Annotated in this window: 13 protein-coding genes; 7 read left to right on the forward strand and 6 right to left on the reverse strand. The window is 63.7% G+C overall.

Features of this window, described 5'->3' with window-relative positions; genetic code table 11:
- Nucleotides 1-167 precede the first annotated feature (167 nt).
- Both otsB and AC0L3P_RS16090 read right to left on the reverse strand, forming a co-directional pair.
- On the reverse strand, nt 168-989 hold the full coding sequence (gene otsB, locus AC0L3P_RS16085) for a trehalose-phosphatase (RefSeq protein ID WP_473302793.1): 822 nt from the start codon (nt 987-989) through the stop codon (nt 168-170).
- 3 nt (nt 990-992) lie between these two features.
- On the reverse strand, nt 993-2,492 hold the full coding sequence (locus AC0L3P_RS16090) for an MFS transporter (protein ID WP_473302795.1): 1,500 nt from the start codon (nt 2,490-2,492) through the stop codon (nt 993-995).
- A 182-nt stretch (nt 2,493-2,674) separates the two neighbouring features.
- Between AC0L3P_RS16090 and AC0L3P_RS16095 the strand changes: the two genes are divergently transcribed.
- The gene (locus tag AC0L3P_RS16095; RefSeq protein ID WP_473302797.1) at nt 2,675-3,013 is read left to right on the forward strand and encodes a DUF3175 domain-containing protein; all 339 of its coding nucleotides are present in this window, start codon (nt 2,675-2,677) and stop codon (nt 3,011-3,013) included.
- 168 nt (nt 3,014-3,181) lie between these two features.
- Here the strand turns inward: AC0L3P_RS16095 and AC0L3P_RS16100 are convergent, their stop codons facing one another.
- Nucleotides 3,182-5,215: a methyl-accepting chemotaxis protein gene (locus AC0L3P_RS16100; RefSeq protein ID WP_473302802.1), complete on the reverse strand. Its 2,034-nt coding sequence runs from the start codon at nt 5,213-5,215 to the stop codon at nt 3,182-3,184.
- Nucleotides 5,216-5,516: 301 nt separating this feature from the next.
- Nucleotides 5,517-7,556 (reverse strand): methyl-accepting chemotaxis protein, encoded by a 2,040-nt coding sequence (locus AC0L3P_RS16105; RefSeq protein WP_473302804.1) that lies wholly within the window; start codon nt 7,554-7,556, stop codon nt 5,517-5,519.
- A 341-nt stretch (nt 7,557-7,897) separates the two neighbouring features.
- Between AC0L3P_RS16105 and AC0L3P_RS16110 the strand changes: the two genes are divergently transcribed.
- The 4 genes from AC0L3P_RS16110 to AC0L3P_RS16125 all read left to right on the forward strand — a co-directional run bounded on the left by AC0L3P_RS16110 (nt 7,898) and on the right by AC0L3P_RS16125 (nt 12,931).
- Complete coding sequence (locus AC0L3P_RS16110; protein WP_473302806.1) at nt 7,898-8,383, forward strand: (2Fe-2S)-binding protein; 486 nt, start codon at nt 7,898-7,900, stop codon at nt 8,381-8,383.
- Between the two features lie 84 nt (nt 8,384-8,467).
- Nucleotides 8,468-10,810, forward strand: a complete 2,343-nt coding sequence (locus tag AC0L3P_RS16115) for a xanthine dehydrogenase family protein molybdopterin-binding subunit (protein ID WP_275172675.1) — start codon at nt 8,468-8,470, stop codon at nt 10,808-10,810.
- A 14-nt stretch (nt 10,811-10,824) separates the two neighbouring features.
- Entirely contained in the window at nt 10,825-11,625 is an 801-nt protein-coding gene (locus AC0L3P_RS16120) for an FAD binding domain-containing protein (RefSeq protein WP_275172674.1), read from the forward strand.
- A gap of 196 nt (nt 11,626-11,821) precedes the next feature.
- Nucleotides 11,822-12,931, forward strand: coding sequence for a CaiB/BaiF CoA transferase family protein (locus AC0L3P_RS16125; protein WP_473302809.1), 1,110 nt, complete (start codon nt 11,822-11,824; stop codon nt 12,929-12,931).
- A 202-nt stretch (nt 12,932-13,133) separates the two neighbouring features.
- Here the strand turns inward: AC0L3P_RS16125 and hppD are convergent, their stop codons facing one another.
- On the reverse strand, nt 13,134-14,249 hold the full coding sequence (gene hppD, locus AC0L3P_RS16130) for a 4-hydroxyphenylpyruvate dioxygenase (RefSeq protein WP_473302925.1): 1,116 nt from the start codon (nt 14,247-14,249) through the stop codon (nt 13,134-13,136).
- Nucleotides 14,250-14,370: 121 nt separating this feature from the next.
- On the opposite strand from hppD, the gene AC0L3P_RS16135 reads away from it, so the two are divergent.
- Nucleotides 14,371-14,850 carry an Lrp/AsnC family transcriptional regulator gene (locus tag AC0L3P_RS16135; RefSeq protein ID WP_473302811.1) on the forward strand — a complete coding sequence of 160 codons (480 nt, stop codon included), beginning with the start codon at nt 14,371-14,373 and terminating at the stop codon, nt 14,848-14,850.
- Between the two features lie 74 nt (nt 14,851-14,924).
- Nucleotides 14,925-15,236, forward strand: a complete 312-nt coding sequence (locus AC0L3P_RS16140) for a DUF1272 domain-containing protein (protein WP_354210681.1) — start codon at nt 14,925-14,927, stop codon at nt 15,234-15,236.
- A 117-nt stretch (nt 15,237-15,353) separates the two neighbouring features.
- Here the strand turns inward: AC0L3P_RS16140 and fahA are convergent, their stop codons facing one another.
- Nucleotides 15,354-16,628, reverse strand: a complete 1,275-nt coding sequence (fahA, locus tag AC0L3P_RS16145) for a fumarylacetoacetase (RefSeq protein ID WP_473302817.1) — start codon at nt 16,626-16,628, stop codon at nt 15,354-15,356.
- Nucleotides 16,629-16,750 lie beyond the last annotated feature (122 nt).

The raw sequence follows: 16,750 nt of genomic DNA on the forward strand, positions 1-16,750 counted from the left end.
GCACCAATTGAAACCAAAATCGGGCGTGCGCGTTGGAACCGGTTTACCTCCAGGGAACCTGACGTTTTTGCTGCACAAACTCAGTTTCGGAGCCGTGGGCGCGCAGCACGAAGCCAGCGCGCTGGGGAGTTGCGCGCGCGATAATGTGGCTTCGAGATGTCGGCGCCTTATTCCAACCGTGAATCGTCGAGCAGCCGCGCAAGGAACGCGCGCACATCGTTCGGCGCGTCGAAGTGCCCGTTGACACCCCTGGCGCGGCGACCGACCGAGAAGGCGAGCCCGTCCATGTCGGGCATGATCGCGAACACGGTTTCGTCGGTGACGTCGTCGCCGATGAAGATCGGACGGCGTCCCCTAAAAGGCTCGTGCTTCATCAACTCGCGAACGCCGGTCGCCTTGGTGAAACCGGAATGCTTGATCTCGCAAACGAACTTGCCGGGCAGCACCTCGATCGGCGCATTGGGCAGGTCGGCGCGGATCAGCGAAACGGCTTCATAGATCGCCTTCTCCGCATGCGGCGCAAGGCGGTAGTGCAGCGCCAGCGAATAGCCCTTGTCTTCGAGCAGAATGCCGGGACTGAGCTTGGCAACCGCCGCGAGCCGCCGCTTCAGCTCCTTGTCCAGCGGCGGCGCACCGATGGCATCGGCTTCATTGTCAATGGAAAGCCGCATTTCCGCGCCGTGGCCGGCGACGGCGCGAAAGACATCGGGCGCGAAGATCAGGTCGATGTCGTTGAGCGAACGGCCGCTGACCATCGCCAGCGCGCCCGAGGTGCGCTCCGTCAACCGGTTCAGTGTTTCCGACAGGCCTGGCGGCACCCACACCTCACGCGGCGTCGGCATCAGGTCGAGCAGCGTCCCGTCGATGTCGAGCAGGATCGCTGTTTCATTGAGATGCGGCACGAGTGCGTGAGGCACCGGCACCGCATCGGGCGCTTCATCGTCGACCATGGTGCGCTTTTGATCCAATTCAGCCAGTTCCGATTTCATAGTCTACTCCATGGAAGCAAGCGGCCGCGCGATTTCTTCGAGCGATCTCCGTTCCGCCGAGACGGCATAGCGCCACGCCACGATCGCGGCCGCGATCATCAGGAATGCCCCCAGCAGATAGCCTGCGAACACGCTCGTGCGTGATCCCGTGTCGATCAGCGCACCGAACAACGCGGGGCCGATCACGCCGCCGATGCCGGTGCCGACCGCATAGAACACGGCGATCGCGAGCGCGCGGACTTCCAAGGGAAAAGTCTCGCTGACGGTGAGATAGGCGGCGCTCGCGGCGGGCGAGGCGAAGAAGAAGATGACCATCCAGGCGATGGTCTGCCCCTGCGCGCTCAAGGCGCCGATCGAGAACAGGTAACCCGACAGCGCCAGCAACAGGCCCGACGTCCCATAGGTGAACATGATCATGGTACGGCGGCCGAGCGTATCGAACAGGCGGCCGAGCAGCAGCGGACCGAGGAAATTGCCGGCGGCGAAGGGGAGCAGATACCAGCCGACGTGATCGGCGCTGATCCCGTAAAAATCGGTCAACACCAGCGCAAAGGTGAAGAAGATAGCGTTGTAGAAGAAAGCCTGTGCGATCATCAGCACCAGGCCGACCATCGCCCGCTGGCGATAGACCGAGAACAGCGTGTGCATGACCTCGCGGATCGGCGTGTGACTCCGCATTTTCAGGCGAATCTTGGCGAAGCGCGCCTCGCTCGTATCCTGGTCGTGTCCGATCACCGAGCGTTCGATCTCGTCGACAATGGCGTGGGCCTGGTCGGGACGGCCGTGGATCATCAGCCAGCGCGGACTCTCCGGAATCCACATCCGCATCAAGAGCACGACGAGGCCGATGGCCGCGCCGATGAGATAAGCGAGACGCCAGCCGAGATCGGGGCCGATCACCGCGGGATCGAGCAGCACGATAGCCGCCACCGCGCCCATCGCGGCACCGATCCAGAAGCTGCCGTTGATGACGAGATCGGTCCAGCCGCGATAGCGTGCCGGCACCAGTTCCTGGATGGTCGAATTGATTGCGGTATATTCGCCGCCGATGCCGGCACCCGTGAGAAAGCGAAACAGCGCGTAGCTCGCGACATCCCATGACAGAGCGGTCGCGGCCGTCGCCGAGAGATAGAGCGCCAGCGTGATGAAGAACAGCTTCTTGCGGCCGATGCGATCGGTCAGCCAGCCGAAACCGAGCGCGCCGAGCACCGCGCCCGCGAGATAGGCGGAATTGGCTATGCCGAGATCGAGATTGGAGAAATGCAGGGTGGGACTCTGCTTCAGCGCGCCGGAGAGCGCGCCGGCCAAGGTCACTTCGAGGCCATCCAGAATCCAGGTGATGCCGAGCGCGAGCACGACGCGGGTGTGAAAGCCGCTCCACGGCAGCGCGTCAAGTCGTGCGGGAATGCTGGTTTCGATGATGCGATCGGCCGCGGCCGCCTTCGCGACCGCCTTGGAGACCACAGGTCCATCGTTCGGCGCTGGGCTTCGCTGCAATTCCATCGCGTTGTTGTATCTGACCAATGGACGTGGCCCCGGTTCACATGGCGTGGACGGGGGCGATCCGATCAAGGGGGTGCGGCATTCCGCCTGCCACCTGCGACAACGTCTGCGGCGAAGGCAGGTTCCCCGTGGAACGACCGTTCGCGCCGCCGGTTTTCGGTGGAGCCGCAAGGAGTTGACGCATGGCTCATGCCAGAAAGACGACACATTCTCGCAAAACAGCGGCGCGCAAGAGCACCAAACGCGCCGCACCGAAGCGCTGGTCACAGCGCGTGACGAAGGAGAGCGACGCGCTCGATCTGAAACAAGGCGTGTTCAAGCTGACCAGCGCGAAGAAGATCGCGACGTCGCTGAAGCGCTCGGCCGAGCACAGCGTGCGCCGCAAAACCGGCGCCTACCGCTCGGCGCTATCGATGCTGACGTTCTACATCAACCGCGCCGGCAAGACGCTGCCGCAGACGCAGCGCACGCGGCTGGAGCGGGCAAAAGTGGAGCTGAAGCGGGCGTTCGGGAGGGAGTGAGTGAGTGCTAGGTCGTCCTGCACAAGCGAAGCGGAGCGGAGCGCTGATCAAGGACCCATTACCCCAGGAAGCAGTTTGGCGATGACTCGGAGTTAGCACTTCGCCCGACAACTCCGCCTTGGGGCAATGGGTCCTGGCTTTCGCCAGGACGACATTGGCGGGAATGCCCTACGCTGCCCGGATATTCCCCATGAAGCGGTCGAGCTCGGCGCGCAGGCGGGTGCTTTCGGATGACAGCGTCTTGGCCGAGTGCAGCACCTCTTCCGAGGCCGAGCCGGTTTCGGCGGCGCCGCGGTTGACCTGACCGATGTCGGTGGCGGCGGTCTGAGTGCCCTGCGCGACGGTCTGAACGCTGCGCGCGATTTCCTGCGTCGCCGCGCCTTGCTGCTCCACTGCGCTCGCAATCGATGTCGAGATCGACGAGATCTGGCCGATGGTCGCGCCGATCTCCTTGATCGCCGCAACCGACTCGGCGGTGGCGCCTTGCATGCCCGTGATGTGCGAGGAGATCTCGTCGGTGGCCTTCGCGGTCTGGCTCGCGAGCGACTTCACTTCGCTGGCGACCACTGCAAAGCCGCGGCCGGCTTCACCGGCGCGTGCAGCCTCGATGGTCGCATTCAGAGCGAGAAGATTGGTCTGCTCGGCGATCGCCGTGATCAGCTTGACGACTTCGCCGATCTGCTGGGCGGCATGCGAGAGCTTGCCAATGCGATTATCGGTCTCCTTTGCCTGCACCACGGCAGCTTCGGCAATGCGGCTGGAATCGCGAACCTGACGGCCGATCTCCTCGACAGAGGCCGAGAGCTCTTCGGTCGCGGTCGCGACCGACTGCATGTTGCTGGAGGCCTGTTCGGAGACGTCGGCGACCTGACTCGACAGGCTCTGCGTGGTCTCGGCGGTGCGGGTCAGCGTCGAGGCCGCCGATTCCAGCTGCACGGCGGAGGCCGAGACGTTGGAGACGATGGCGCCGACCGCGCTCTCGAAATCGTCGGCGAAACGGATCAGCTCGGAACGACGGCTTGCGGCCTGCTCCCTGTTCTGGAGTTCGTTGGCGGCGGCATCGCGCTCGGCCTTGGCCACGGCCTGGACCTTGAATTCTTCTACCGCGCCGGCCATCTCACCGATCTCGTCCTTGCGGCCCAGACCCGGCAGCACGACGTCGAAATTGCCCGAGGCAAGCTCGCGCATCGCCTTGCACATCGCAATCATCGGACGCGAAATGCCATTGCCCAGCATCCAGGCCAACGCGGCACCAATGGCGAGGCCGCCGAGCGCCATCATCAGCATCGTCCGCTCGGTGTCGCCAATGGTGGCATTGGCGCTCACTTCGATGCGCTGCTGATCCGCCGTCAGCTCCGACCGCAGCTCACCCGAGAGCTTGAGAATGGACGCGGCCGTCTTGGTCATCTCGCCGTTCAGCTTGACGATGACCTTCACGTTCTCGGTCAGCTTTGAGAAGGAGCTGCGGTACTGCTTGAGGAGATTGCTGATCTCGGTGACGCGGTCGGTGATCTTCTGGTCGTTGGCATAGATCGAGACCAGCAAGGTCTCCAGGAATTTGATGCGGGCGATCACGCCGTCGGCGGTCTTCGGCTCCGGCTTGGCGACGAAGGCGCTGACCGAGGTGGAGACCGCCAGATATTGCGATGTGATGTCCTTGGCCGTGCTCTGAACCGAATTCAGGCCCGCCAGTGCCGCGGTATCGGCGAGGTCGTCGAACTTGAACCGGATCTTGTTGCCGACGCTGTTGAGCTCATCGGTCGCGATCTTGCCGTTCTCGCGCGTCAAACCGATGATCTCGCCGAACACCTTGGTAAAGCTCTTGAAGTCGGCCTCGAGCTTGCCGACCTGCTCGCGGCGCGCCGCGCCCGTGGTGGCCGCCGCCGACTTGGCGATCGCGGCCCTCAAATTCTCTTCGGCTGCTTTGGCAGCGGTCTCATCATCGGCCGCGCCGGTCAGCGTGTAGGCCCGCGCCAGCCCCTGGTAAGCGATCAGCTCGCGATCGACCGTCCGCGCAAGGTCCGCTTCGGCGACGCTAGTGCGGTAGGAGGCCACGGCGGCCTGAATCCGCTCGAAGCCGAAATACGCGAAAGCCATGCTGACGGCGAGGATGGCGAGCACCGCCACGAAGCCGAGGATGATTTTTGCGCGAAAACGCAAGGTGAGCAGCTTCGATGTGGTCGGCTTCGACTTGACGGGCATTCCCCCACCCCATTCCATTCGCGGAAAAACCAGGCGCAGCCCGAAGCAGCCCGCTTCCTGACGCGTGAGCACGGTAAATGGCAAAGGATAAGCGGCGGTAAATTTGTGGCGCCGCAACCGACGGTTAGGTGACGCAGGGTCTGGTCGTCCTGGACAAGCGAAGCGCTGATCCAGGACCTGTTACCCCGGGGAGCAGTTTGGCGATGACTCGGAGTTAGCAGTTCGCCCGACAACTCCGCCTTGGGGTCATGGGTCCTGGCTTTCGCCAGGACGACGGCGGAGTGCGTGACGCGCTTCGAGCTTACGCTGCCCGGATATTCCCCATGAAGCGGTCGAGTTCGGCGCGCAGGCGGGTGCTTTCGGACGACAGTGTCTTGGCCGAGTGCAGCACCTCTTCCGAGGCCGAGCCAGTTTCGGCAGCGCCGCGGTTGACCTGACCGATGTCGGTGGCGGCGGTCTGAGTACCCTGTGCGACGGTCTGGACACTGCGTGCGATTTCCTGCGTCGCCGCGCCTTGCTGCTCCACCGCGCTCGCAATCGATGTCGAGATCGACGATATCTGGCCGATGGTCGCGCCGATCTCCTTGATCGCCGCAACCGACTCGGCGGTGGCGCCCTGCATGCCCGTGATGTGCGAGGAGATCTCGTCGGTGGCCTTCGCGGTCTGGCTTGCGAGCGACTTCACTTCGCTGGCGACCACTGCAAAGCCGCGGCCGGCTTCACCGGCGCGTGCCGCCTCGATGGTCGCGTTGAGCGCCAGAAGATTGGTCTGCTCGGCGATCGCGGTGATCAGCTTGACGACTTCGCCGATCTGCTGGGCGGCATGCGAGAGCTTGCCAATGCGATTATCGGTCTCCTTTGCCTGCACCACGGCAGCTTCGGCAATGCGGCTGGAATCGCGAACCTGACGGCCGATCTCCTCGACAGAGGCCGAGAGCTCTTCGGTCGCGGTCGCGACCGACTGCATGTTGCTGGAGGCCTGTTCGGAGACGTCGGCGACCTGACTCGACAGGCTCTGCGTGGTCTCGGCGGTGCGGGTCAGCGTCGAGGCCGCCGATTCCAGCTGCACGGCGGAGGCCGAGACGTTGGAGACGATGGCGCCGACCGCGCTCTCGAAATCGTCGGCGAAACGGATCAGCTCGGAGCGGCGAGCAGCGCTCGCTTCCTTGTTCTGGAGTTCGTTGGCGGCCGCATCGCGCTCGGCCTTGGCCACGGCCTGCACCTTGAATTCTTCTACCGCGCCGGCCATCTCGCCAATCTCGTCCTTGCGGCCCAAGCCCGGCAGCACGACGTCGAAATTGCCCGAGGCAAGCTCGCGCATCGCCTTGCACATCGCGATCATCGGACGTGAAATGCCGGTGCCGAGCAGGAAGGCGAGGACCGCGCCGAGCAGCGTGCCGCCGACGGCCAGCATCAGCACCAGTTGCTCGGTCTTCCCGATGGTGGCTTCCGATTCGGACTCCAACCGCTGCTGTTCGGCAACGAGGTCCGCCTTCATGGCAGTGGCGCCCTGAAGGATCGCGCCGGCCGAGCCGCTCATCTCGGTGACGAGAGCATCGACCATCTTGGCGTTGGCGATCAGCTTCTCCAGCGATTCCCGATAGGCACCGAGCAATTCCTTGGCGTCCTTCAGGCCGGCGACGATCTTGTCGTCCATGGAATAGACCGCGTTGAGCGAGTTCTCGACGAATTTCAACCGCGCCAGCGCGCTGGTCGCGATCGCCTGGTCAGATGTCAGCACGAAATTGGTCGCGGCCGCGTTCGCGGTCTGGAATTGAGCATTGACCTGCTTGGTCCCGAACTCGATCGCCTGCGCCTCGGAATCGGAGGCGTTGTTACCGATGTCGTCGAGCTTGTATTTCAGGAGGTTGGCGTTGCGCGTGAGCTGGTTCTGCACCAGCAGCGCGCTGTCACGCTTGGCCTGGAGGACCTTTGCGAAGGTCGCGGAGAAGTTGGAAAACTCCTTGCCGAGCTTGCCCAGGCTCTCCTGGCCCGCCGGCTTCTTGGCGCTCTTGACCGCTTGGTCGATGGCGCTTTTCAGGCCAGTCTCCGCGTCCAGCGCCGCCTTGGCGTCGTCCTCCTTGCCGGTGACGACGAAATATTTGACGGCCGAGCGATAGGCGAGCAGCTCCCGGTCGATGTTACGGGCGAGATCGGCCTCGGTGACGCTGCTACGGTAGGACCCGACCCCGGACGAGACCCGCTCGAAGCCAAAATAGGAGAAGGCCATGCTGCCGGCGGAGATTACCAGCACGGCGGCAAAGCCCAGAATGATCTTGGCGCGGAACCTGAGGGTCGGAATTATTGTGCGCTTCGAGGACGACGCGATACGCCCGGACATTTCCACCCCCATTTTCATTCAGCCGAGATCCGGTGGCGCCCCGCCCCCTGACCTGGCTGCGCAAAACTAAGGCAGAATCGATAAGGGGCGGTAAATTCGGTGCGCCCACAGCATTTCCGGCTCTATCGGCCAAGGCGGACCCCTTAGACATATAGAGGCTGGCATCCCAGCTGCGGCCCGGCGCCGCGCCCGATCCGGTCGACTCGGCCTCCTCAATAGTGCTGGCCATTCTGAATCAATGACTTTTCCATGACGCAGGCGACCAAAATCGTAGTTGCAAAGTTCCGGGTCGCTGTCTCTAATTAGAAACAATCAAAATCGATCCCGGGAGGAGTTCAACCGTGTCTACAGTCAAACTGACGGTGAACGGCAAGGCTGTTGCCGTTGACGTCGAGGACCGCACGCTGCTGGTTCAGCTGCTGCGCGACCACCTCAACCTCACCGGAACCCATGTCGGCTGCGACACCAGCCAGTGCGGCGCCTGCGTCATCCATATGGACGGCACGGCGATCAAATCCTGCACCATGCTGGCGGGACAGGCCGACGGCTCCAACATCACCACAATCGAAGGCATCGCCAAGGGCGACGAGCTGCACCCGATGCAGGCCGCCTTCCGCGACAATCACGGCCTGCAATGCGGCTATTGCACGCCGGGCATGATCATGTCGGCGATCGACATCGTGCACCGCTATGGTGGCCAGCTCGACGAGGCCACCGTCCGGCACGAGCTCGAAGGCAATATCTGCCGCTGCACCGGCTACCACAACATCGTCAAAGCCGTGCTGGATGCGGCAGGCCGCATGAAGGTCTCGCAGGCGGCCGAGTAAGCGGCCCGCCTCGAAATAAGAACCATCGCCGCCGCTTTCGAGGGAAAGCGCGGTCAAGACAAATTCCGGTCGGGAGGACCAGACATGGGTGTTGAAGGCATTGGCGCGAGCGTCGTGCGCAAGGAAGACAAGCGTTTCATTACCGGCAAGGGCCGCTACGTCGACGACATCAAGTTGCAGGGCATGACCCATGCCCATTTCATCCGCAGCCCGCACGCGCATGCCAAGGTGAAGGGAATCGATTCCTCCGCCGCGCTGAAGATGCCAGGCGTGGTCGCGGTGCTCACGGGACAGGAGATCGTCGACGACAAGGTCGGCAATCTCATCTGCGGCTGGGCCATCACCTCCAAGGACGGCAGCCCGATGAAGATGGGCGCATGGCCGGCGATGGCGCCGGAGACGGTGCGCTTCGTCGGTCAGGCCGTCGCAGTCGTGATCGCCGAGAGCAAAAATCTCGCACGCGACGCGGCCGAAGCCGTGGTCGTGAACTACGAAGAGCTGCCCGCGGTCGCCGATGTCCACGCCGCGATCAAGTCCGGCGCGCCGCAGCTGCATCCCGAAGCTCCCGGCAACCAAGTTTATGACTGGGTGATCGGCGACGAGGGCGCCACCGATGCCGCCTTCGCCAAGGCCGCCAACGTGGTGAAGCTCGACGTTACCAACAACCGTCTTGCGCCGAACGCGATGGAACCCCGCGCCGCGATTGCCGATTACGATGCGGCGGAAGAGCATTTCACGCTCTACACGACGTCGCAGAACCCGCACGTCGCCCGCCTGGTGCTGTCGGCGTTCTACAACATCGCACCCGAGCACAAGCTGCGCGTGATCGCGCCCGACGTCGGCGGCGGCTTCGGCTCGAAAATCTTCATCTATCCCGAAGAGATGGTGGCGCTGTGGGCCTCAAAGAAAGTCGGCCGTCCCGTCAAATGGACCGGCGACCGCACCGAAGCCTTCCTCACCGACGCGCATGGCCGCGACCACGTCACCCATGCCGAGATGGCGTTCGACGCCAACAACAAGATCACGGGCTTGAAGGTGAAGACCTACGCCAATTTCGGCGCCTACATGTCGCTGTTCTCGTCGTCGGTGCCGACCTATCTCTACGCGACGCTGCTGTCGGGCCAGTACAACATCCCGGCGATCCATGCCGAGGTGGTCGGGGTCTACACCAACACCACGCCGGTCGACGCCTATCGCGGCGCTGGCCGCCCCGAAGCGAGCTATCTGATCGAACGTCTGATGGAGACGGCTGCACGGCAGTTGAAGGTCGATCCGGCCGCGTTGCGCCGGACCAACTTCATCACCCAGTTCCCGCACCAGACGCCGGTGATCATGGCTTATGACACCGGCGACTTTAACGCCTCGCTCGATGCCGCAATGAAGGCGATCGACTACGCCGGCTTTGCCGGGCGCAAGGCCAAGGCGAAGGCCGACGGCAAGCTGCGCGGCATCGGAGTGTCCTGCTACATCGAGGCCTGCGGCATTGCGCCGTCGAAGGCCGTCGGCAGTCTGGGCGCCGGCGTCGGTCTGTGGGAATCCGCCGAAGTCCGCGTCAACCCGGTCGGCACCATCGAGGTCCTGACGGGATCGCACAGTCACGGCCAGGGTCACGAGACCACGTTCTGCCAGCTCGTCGCCGAGCGCCTCGGCGTTCCCATCAGCCAGGTCTCGATCGTCCATGGCGACACCGACAAGGTGCAGTTCGGCATGGGCACCTACGGCTCGCGCTCGGCCGCCGTCGGCCTCACCGCGATCCTGAAGGCGATGGAGAAGATGGAATCCAAGGCCAAGAAGATCGCCGCCCATGCGCTGGAAGCCTCGGAAGGCGACATCGTCATCGAGAACGGCGAGTTCAAGGTGGCCGGGACCGACAAGGCGATCGCCTTCCCGATGGTCGCGCTCGCGGCCTACACCGCGCACAATCTGCCCGACGGGATGGAGCCGGGCCTGAAGGAAAGCGCCTTCTACGACCCGACCAACTTCACCTTCCCCGCCGGCACGTATATCTGCGAGCTTGAGGTCGATCCCGGTACGGGCAAGACCTCTTTCGTCAACTTCGTCGCGGCCGACGATTTCGGCCGGCTGATCAACCCAATGATCGTCGAGGGCCAGGTCCATGGCGGTCTTGTGCAAGGCATCGGACAAGCGTTGCTCGAGCACGCGATCTACGACGCCAGCGGGCAGCCGGTCACGGCCTCGTTCATGGACTACGCCATGCCGCGCGCCGACGACGTTCCCTCGTTCAACCTCTCCCACACCACGACGCTGTGCCCGGGCAATCCGCTCGGCATCAAGGGTTGCGGTGAGGCCGGCGCGATCGGGGCGTCAGCGGCCGTGATCAATGCGATCACGGATGCGATCGGCAAGAACAATCTGGAAATGCCCGCAACGCCTGACAGGGTGTGGCGCACGATCCACGCGGCTTAAGGAGAGGAACGAAGATGTACCAGACCGTTTATCATCGCGCGTCCTCGGTCGACGAAGCCGTCGCCCTGTTCTCCAAGAGCAGCGAAGCAAAGTTCCTCGCCGGCGGCCAGACGCTGCTGCCCGTGATGAAGCAGCGCCTCGCCAGCCCCTCCGATGTGATCGACCTCGGCAAGATCAAGGAGCTGCAGGGCGTCGAACTCTCGGGCGACGTGTTGACCATCAAAGCCGGCACGACCTATTTCGACATCATGCAGAATGCCGATGTGAAGAAGGCGATTCCTGCAATCGCCTATCTCACCTCGGTGCTTGGCGACCCCGCGGTGCGCTATCGCGGCACGATCGGAGGCTCGATCGCCAACAATGATCCCGCAGCGGATTTTCCCGCCGCGCTGCTCGCGCTCGGCGCTACCGTGAAGACCAACAAGCGGTCGATTACGGCGGATGACTTCTTCCAAGGCATGTTCACGACGGCGCTGGAAGACGGCGAGCTCATCACCGCCGTGTCGTTCCCGGTTCCGGCGAAGGCAGGCTATGAAAAGATGCGCCACCCTGCGTCTCGCTTCGCGCTGACCGGCGTGTTCGTTGCGCAGACGAAGTCGGGCGAGATTCGGGTGGCCGCGACCGGGGCTTCGCAAAGCGGCGTGATGCGGGTCCCCGCCATCGAAGCGGCGCTGAAGGCGAACTGGTCACCGTCGGCGATCGACGGCGTGAGCATTTCGGCGAGCAATCTGCTGGCCGACATTCACGGCACGGCGGAGTACCGCGCCAACCTCATCAAGGTGATGGCGCAGCGCGCGGTGGCCGCCGCACGCTGATAGCGCCTCGACGCAAATTTTCCGCGGCGCGCACTTCGGTGCGCGCCGTTTTTATTTGGCCGTGCGGATGAAAAGCGCTTGCCTCACTGGCGTGAAGGCGAGAAAAGTTAATCAGCCAATTAACTCGCCCACAGAGGAATGTCCGAGGCGATTGCCGAACGATCGGCATCCGCCCGCGACCCGAGGAAACAACAAATTGCTCGACAAATCAGCCCCCACCTCCTCCGTTCGCACCTCCGGCCCGCTTGCAGGCTTCCGCATCGTCGAATTCGCCGGCATTGGACCTGGCCCGTTCGCCTGCATGCTGCTGGCCGACATGGGTGCTGAAATCGTCACGCTCGATCGGGTCGGCGCCAGGAAGAACATGAAGTCGGTCGCGGGCCGCGGCCGCAAGGTGATCGAGCTCGATCTCAAGGACAAGGCGGCGATCGCAGAGGTGCTCGATCTGCTTGCGAGTGCCGACGCGCTGGTCGAGGGTTTCCGTCCCGGCGTGATGGAGCGGCTCGGCCTCGGCCCTGACGTGGTGCTCGCGCGTAATCCAAAGCTGGTCTACGGCCGCATGACCGGCTGGGGCCAGCAGGGCCCGCTCGCCAATGCCGCCGGCCACGACATCAACTATATCTCCATCACCGGCGCGCTTGCCGCGATCGGCACGAAGGAAGCGCCGGTGCCGCCGCTCAATTTGGTCGGCGATTTCGGCGGCGGCGCACTCTACCTCGTCGTCGGCGTGCTTGCGGCGCTGCTGGAGGCATCGCGGTCAGGCAAGGGTCAGGTGGTCGATGCCGCGATGTGCGACGGCGCGGCATCGCTGATGTCGTTCTTCTTCGACATGACCACCCTCGGCCGCTGGACCGAAGGCCGCAACGAGAACTTCCTCGACGGCGGCGCGCATTTCTACGGCGTCTACGAATGCGCCTGCGGCCATTTCGTCTCGATCGGCTCGATCGAGCCGCAGTTCTACGCGCTGCTGCGCGAGCACGCCGGCCTGACCGACGCCGATTTCGATGCGCAGATGGACCGCAACGCCTGGCCCGCGCTGAAGGAAAAACTGAAGACGGTATTCAAGAGCAAGACGCGCGAGGACTGGTGCAAGATCATGGAAGGCACCGACATCTGCTTTGCGCCGGTGCTGACCATGTCGGAAGCGACCGAGCATCCGCACATGGTCGCCCGGCAGGTGTTTGTCGAGCGCCACGGCGTCAAGCAGCCGGCCCCGGCGCCACGCTTTTCGCGGACACCATCAGCGGTGCGCGAGCCGGAAGCGGCGGAGATCGGCGCGGTGACGAAGGCGTGGGCGGAGCGTTAGATCTAGGAGCTGCAAGATCTCTGCTGCCGCACCACACTCCGGGTCGTCCCGGCGAAGGCCGGGACCCATAGCCACGACATTTGGTTTGGCGAAGACTCGGGGTTACCGCCTGCGTGCAACAGCCACTCCCTGGGGGTATGGGTCCCGGCCTTCGCCGGGACGACAGCTGTTTTGACGCGGCAGTCTGCCAAAAAGCCGCGGCCTACGCCGCATCCACCTTCAGCACCCCGCGCCGGATCTGATCCTCCTCGATCGACTCGAACAGCGCCTTGAAATTGCCCTCGCCAAAACCGTCGTCGCCCTTGCGCTGGATGAACTCGAAGAAGATCGGGCCGATCGCGTTGGCCGAGAAGATCTGCAGCAGCACCTTGGTCTGGCCGCCGTCGACCACGCCTTCGCCGTCGATCAGAATGCCGTTGGCCTGAAGTCGCGCGACGTCCTCGCCATGCTTGGGTAGGCGCGCGTCGATCCGTTCGAAATAGGTCTCGGGCGGCGCCGGCATGAAGGGCAGGCCGGCTTCGCGCAGGCCCTCGATAGTGCGGTAGATATCGCGGCAACCACAGGCGATGTGCTGGATGCCTTCGCCGCGATAGATATTGAGATATTCCTCGATCTGGCCGGAATCACCGGCGTCCTCGTTGATCGGAATCCGGATCTTGCCGTCGGGGCTTGTCAGTGCCCGCGAGAACAGGCCTGAGGCGCGGCCCTCGATGTCGAAGAAGCGGATCTGGCGGAAGTTGAAGAGCTTCTCGTAGAAGCCGGTCCAGACGTCCATGCGGCCGCGGTGGACGTTGTGGGTGAGGTGATCGAGATAGAAAAGGCCGGCGCCGGCGGGACGCGGATCGCGCACGCCGAGCCATTCGAACTCGCTGTCATAGGCCGAGCCTTTGGCGCCGTAGCGATCGACGAAGTAGAGCAGGCTGCCGCCGATACCCTTGATAGCGGGAACGTCGAGCGTCTTCTGCGCAGAGGACACATCGGCAGGTTCGGCACCGAGCGAAATCGCGCGGTCATAGGCCTTCTTCGCATCGACGACGCGAAACGCCATCGACGGCGCGCAGGGGCCGTGCGCGGCGACGAAATCGTGACCGTGCGTGCCGGGCTCCTCGTTGACGAGGTAATTGATGTCGCCCTGGCGATAGACCGTGATCTTCTTCGTTCTGTGGCGCGCGACGGGCGCATAGCCCATCAGCTTGAACAAGGCGTGCAGCTGTTCCGGATCGGGATGCGCATACTCGACGAACTCGAACCCGTCGGTGCCCATCGGATTGTCGGCGCTGATCGTGGCCGGCGGTGCATCGTGCGGAAACGGACCCATGGTGCTCTCCCAAATTGCTGCTGCCATGAATTATCCTTCACAGGGCCCGCAATGAACGTGCAAATGGGACGTCATTTGGCTATATTGTGCACGATCTGTGTATAAAATGGACAAACTGCGCATGACTTTGGCGGATGCCTTCGACCTCAAGATCCTGGGCGCGCTCCAGGACGACGGCCGCCTCACCAACCAGGAACTGGCCGACCTCGCAGGCCTCTCGGCCTCGCAATGCTCGCGCCGGCGGATGCGGCTGGAGGAGGAGAAGGTCATATCAGGCTACCACGCCGATCTCTCCAGCGAGGCCCTGGGCTTCGGCGTGGTCGCCTTCATCCAGGTGACGCTGGCGACCCACTCGCCGGACAACTCGAAACGCTTCCGAACGCTGGTCAATCGCATCGACGAGATCCAGGAGGCCTATTCGCTCACGGGCGACGCCGACTATGTGCTGAAAGCCGTGCTGCGCGACCTGAAGGGTCTCTCCAATCTCGTCAACGACGTGCTGATGCCGCACCAGAGCGTGGCGCATGTGCGCTCTTCGATCGTGCTCGACAGGCTCAAGGAAAGCACGCGTCTGCCACTGAAGGAAATCAAACCCGGCTGAAATCGAGGGAAATCCGGCATTCGCGCTGCGCGTGCGATCTGCGATGATCCCCGCCAATCTGCGGAGACTGAGCCATGGCCCTCCAGCTTCGACCGAACTGCGAATATTGCGACCGCGACCTGCCGCCGAACGCAATCGATGCGCGGATCTGCTCCTATGAATGCACGTTCTGTGCGGACTGCGTGGAGACGAAACTCTCCAATGTTTGCCCGAACTGCGGCGGCGGTTTTGCGCCGCGCCCGATACGGCCAACGCAGGAATGGCGACCGGGCGTGTGCACCACCAACCAGGCGCCGTCGGACAAGCGGGTGCATTTGAAGTACAGCATGGAGGACGTCGCGGCGCATTGCGCGCGGGTCAAGGACGTACCGCCTGAAATGCGCTGACTTCGTAGGGTGGGCAAAGCGAAGCGTGCCCACCACGCTACCGCGATCGCGGAGTGGAATGGTGGGCACGGCGCTGATGCGCCTTTGCCCACCCTACAAGACGGAGTGTGGGGCGCCCTACTCCGCCGGCAAAATCGTCCCTTCGACCTCACCAAAACCGACGCGATAGCCCTCGCCCTGACACCAGCCGCGCATGACGAGGCTGTCGCCGTCTTCCAGGAACGTGCGCTTCACGCCGCCGGGCAATTCGACCGGCTCGGTGCCGTTCCAGCTGATCTCCAGCAGGCTGCCGCGCTGGTTCTTCTCCGGGCCGGAAATGGTGCCGCTGCCGAGGAGGTCGCCGACATTCATGGCGCAGCCGGAGGAGGCGTGGTGCATCAGCTGCTGCACCGAGGACCAGTACATGTACTTGAAATTGGTGCGGCTGATGCCGGCCGGCGCGTTGGCTCCGGCGGCACGCAAGGAGACGTCGAGCTCGAGATCGTAGTTCTGCGGCTTACCCTGCTTGAGGTAATCGAGCGGCACCGGCTCCTGCTCCGGCCCCTTCAGGCGAAACGGCTCCAGCGCCGCGCGCGCCACCACCCACGGGCTGATCGAAGTCGCGAACGCCTTGGCGAGGAACGGGCCAAGCGGCACATACTCCCATTGCTGGATATCGCGCGCGCTCCAATCATTGAGCAGCACGAAGCCGAAGATCATCTCCTCGGCCTGTTGCTCAGTGAGCATGCCGCCCATCGGCGAGGGCTGCCCGACCACGACACCCATCTCCAGCTCGAAATCGAGCCGCTTGCACGGTCCGAAGCTCGGCACCTCCACATTCGGCGGCTTGAGCTGCCCGCGCGGACGCTTCACCTTGGTGCCGGAGACCACGACGGTCGAGGCACGGCCGTTATATGCGATCGGCATGTGCAGCCAGTTCGGCTGCAGCGCATTGTCCTTGCCACGGAACATCACGCCGACATTTGTGGCGTGCTCCTTAGAGGAATAGAAATCGGTGTAGCCGGAGACCGCGAATGGCAGATGCAGTTTCGCATCGCGCATCGGCACCAGCGCCTGCTCGCGCAACTCCTCGTTATCGCGCAGCTCGGGATGATCGGCACGCAGCAGCTCGCTGATCCGCGCCCGCGTCTTCGCCCAGACCTTTGGCCCCAGCGCCATGAAAGCATTGAGCGACGACGTCGAGAACACGCCGAGCGGCCCGACATCGAGCCGCGAGTCCTGCTCGAGCTCCCAGAGATCGAGCACATAATTGCCGATCGCCACGCCGACGCGCGGAGTCGGATTGGCCGCGGTCGAGAACACGCCGTAAGGCAGGTTCTGGATCGGGAAGTCGGAGGCGGGATCGACGTCGATGAAAGAGCGGAGGCTGGGGTCGTTGGGGTGCGTTGTCACTTTTCGACGGTCCTTTTTCCTTCTCCCCTTGTGGGAGAAGGTGGCGCGAAGCGCCGGATGAGGGGTTGTATCGACAATTGATACTGCAAGAGGCTCATGTGGGGAGAGAGAACCCCTCACCC

The organism is Bradyrhizobium sp. WSM4874 (assembly GCF_055811835.1).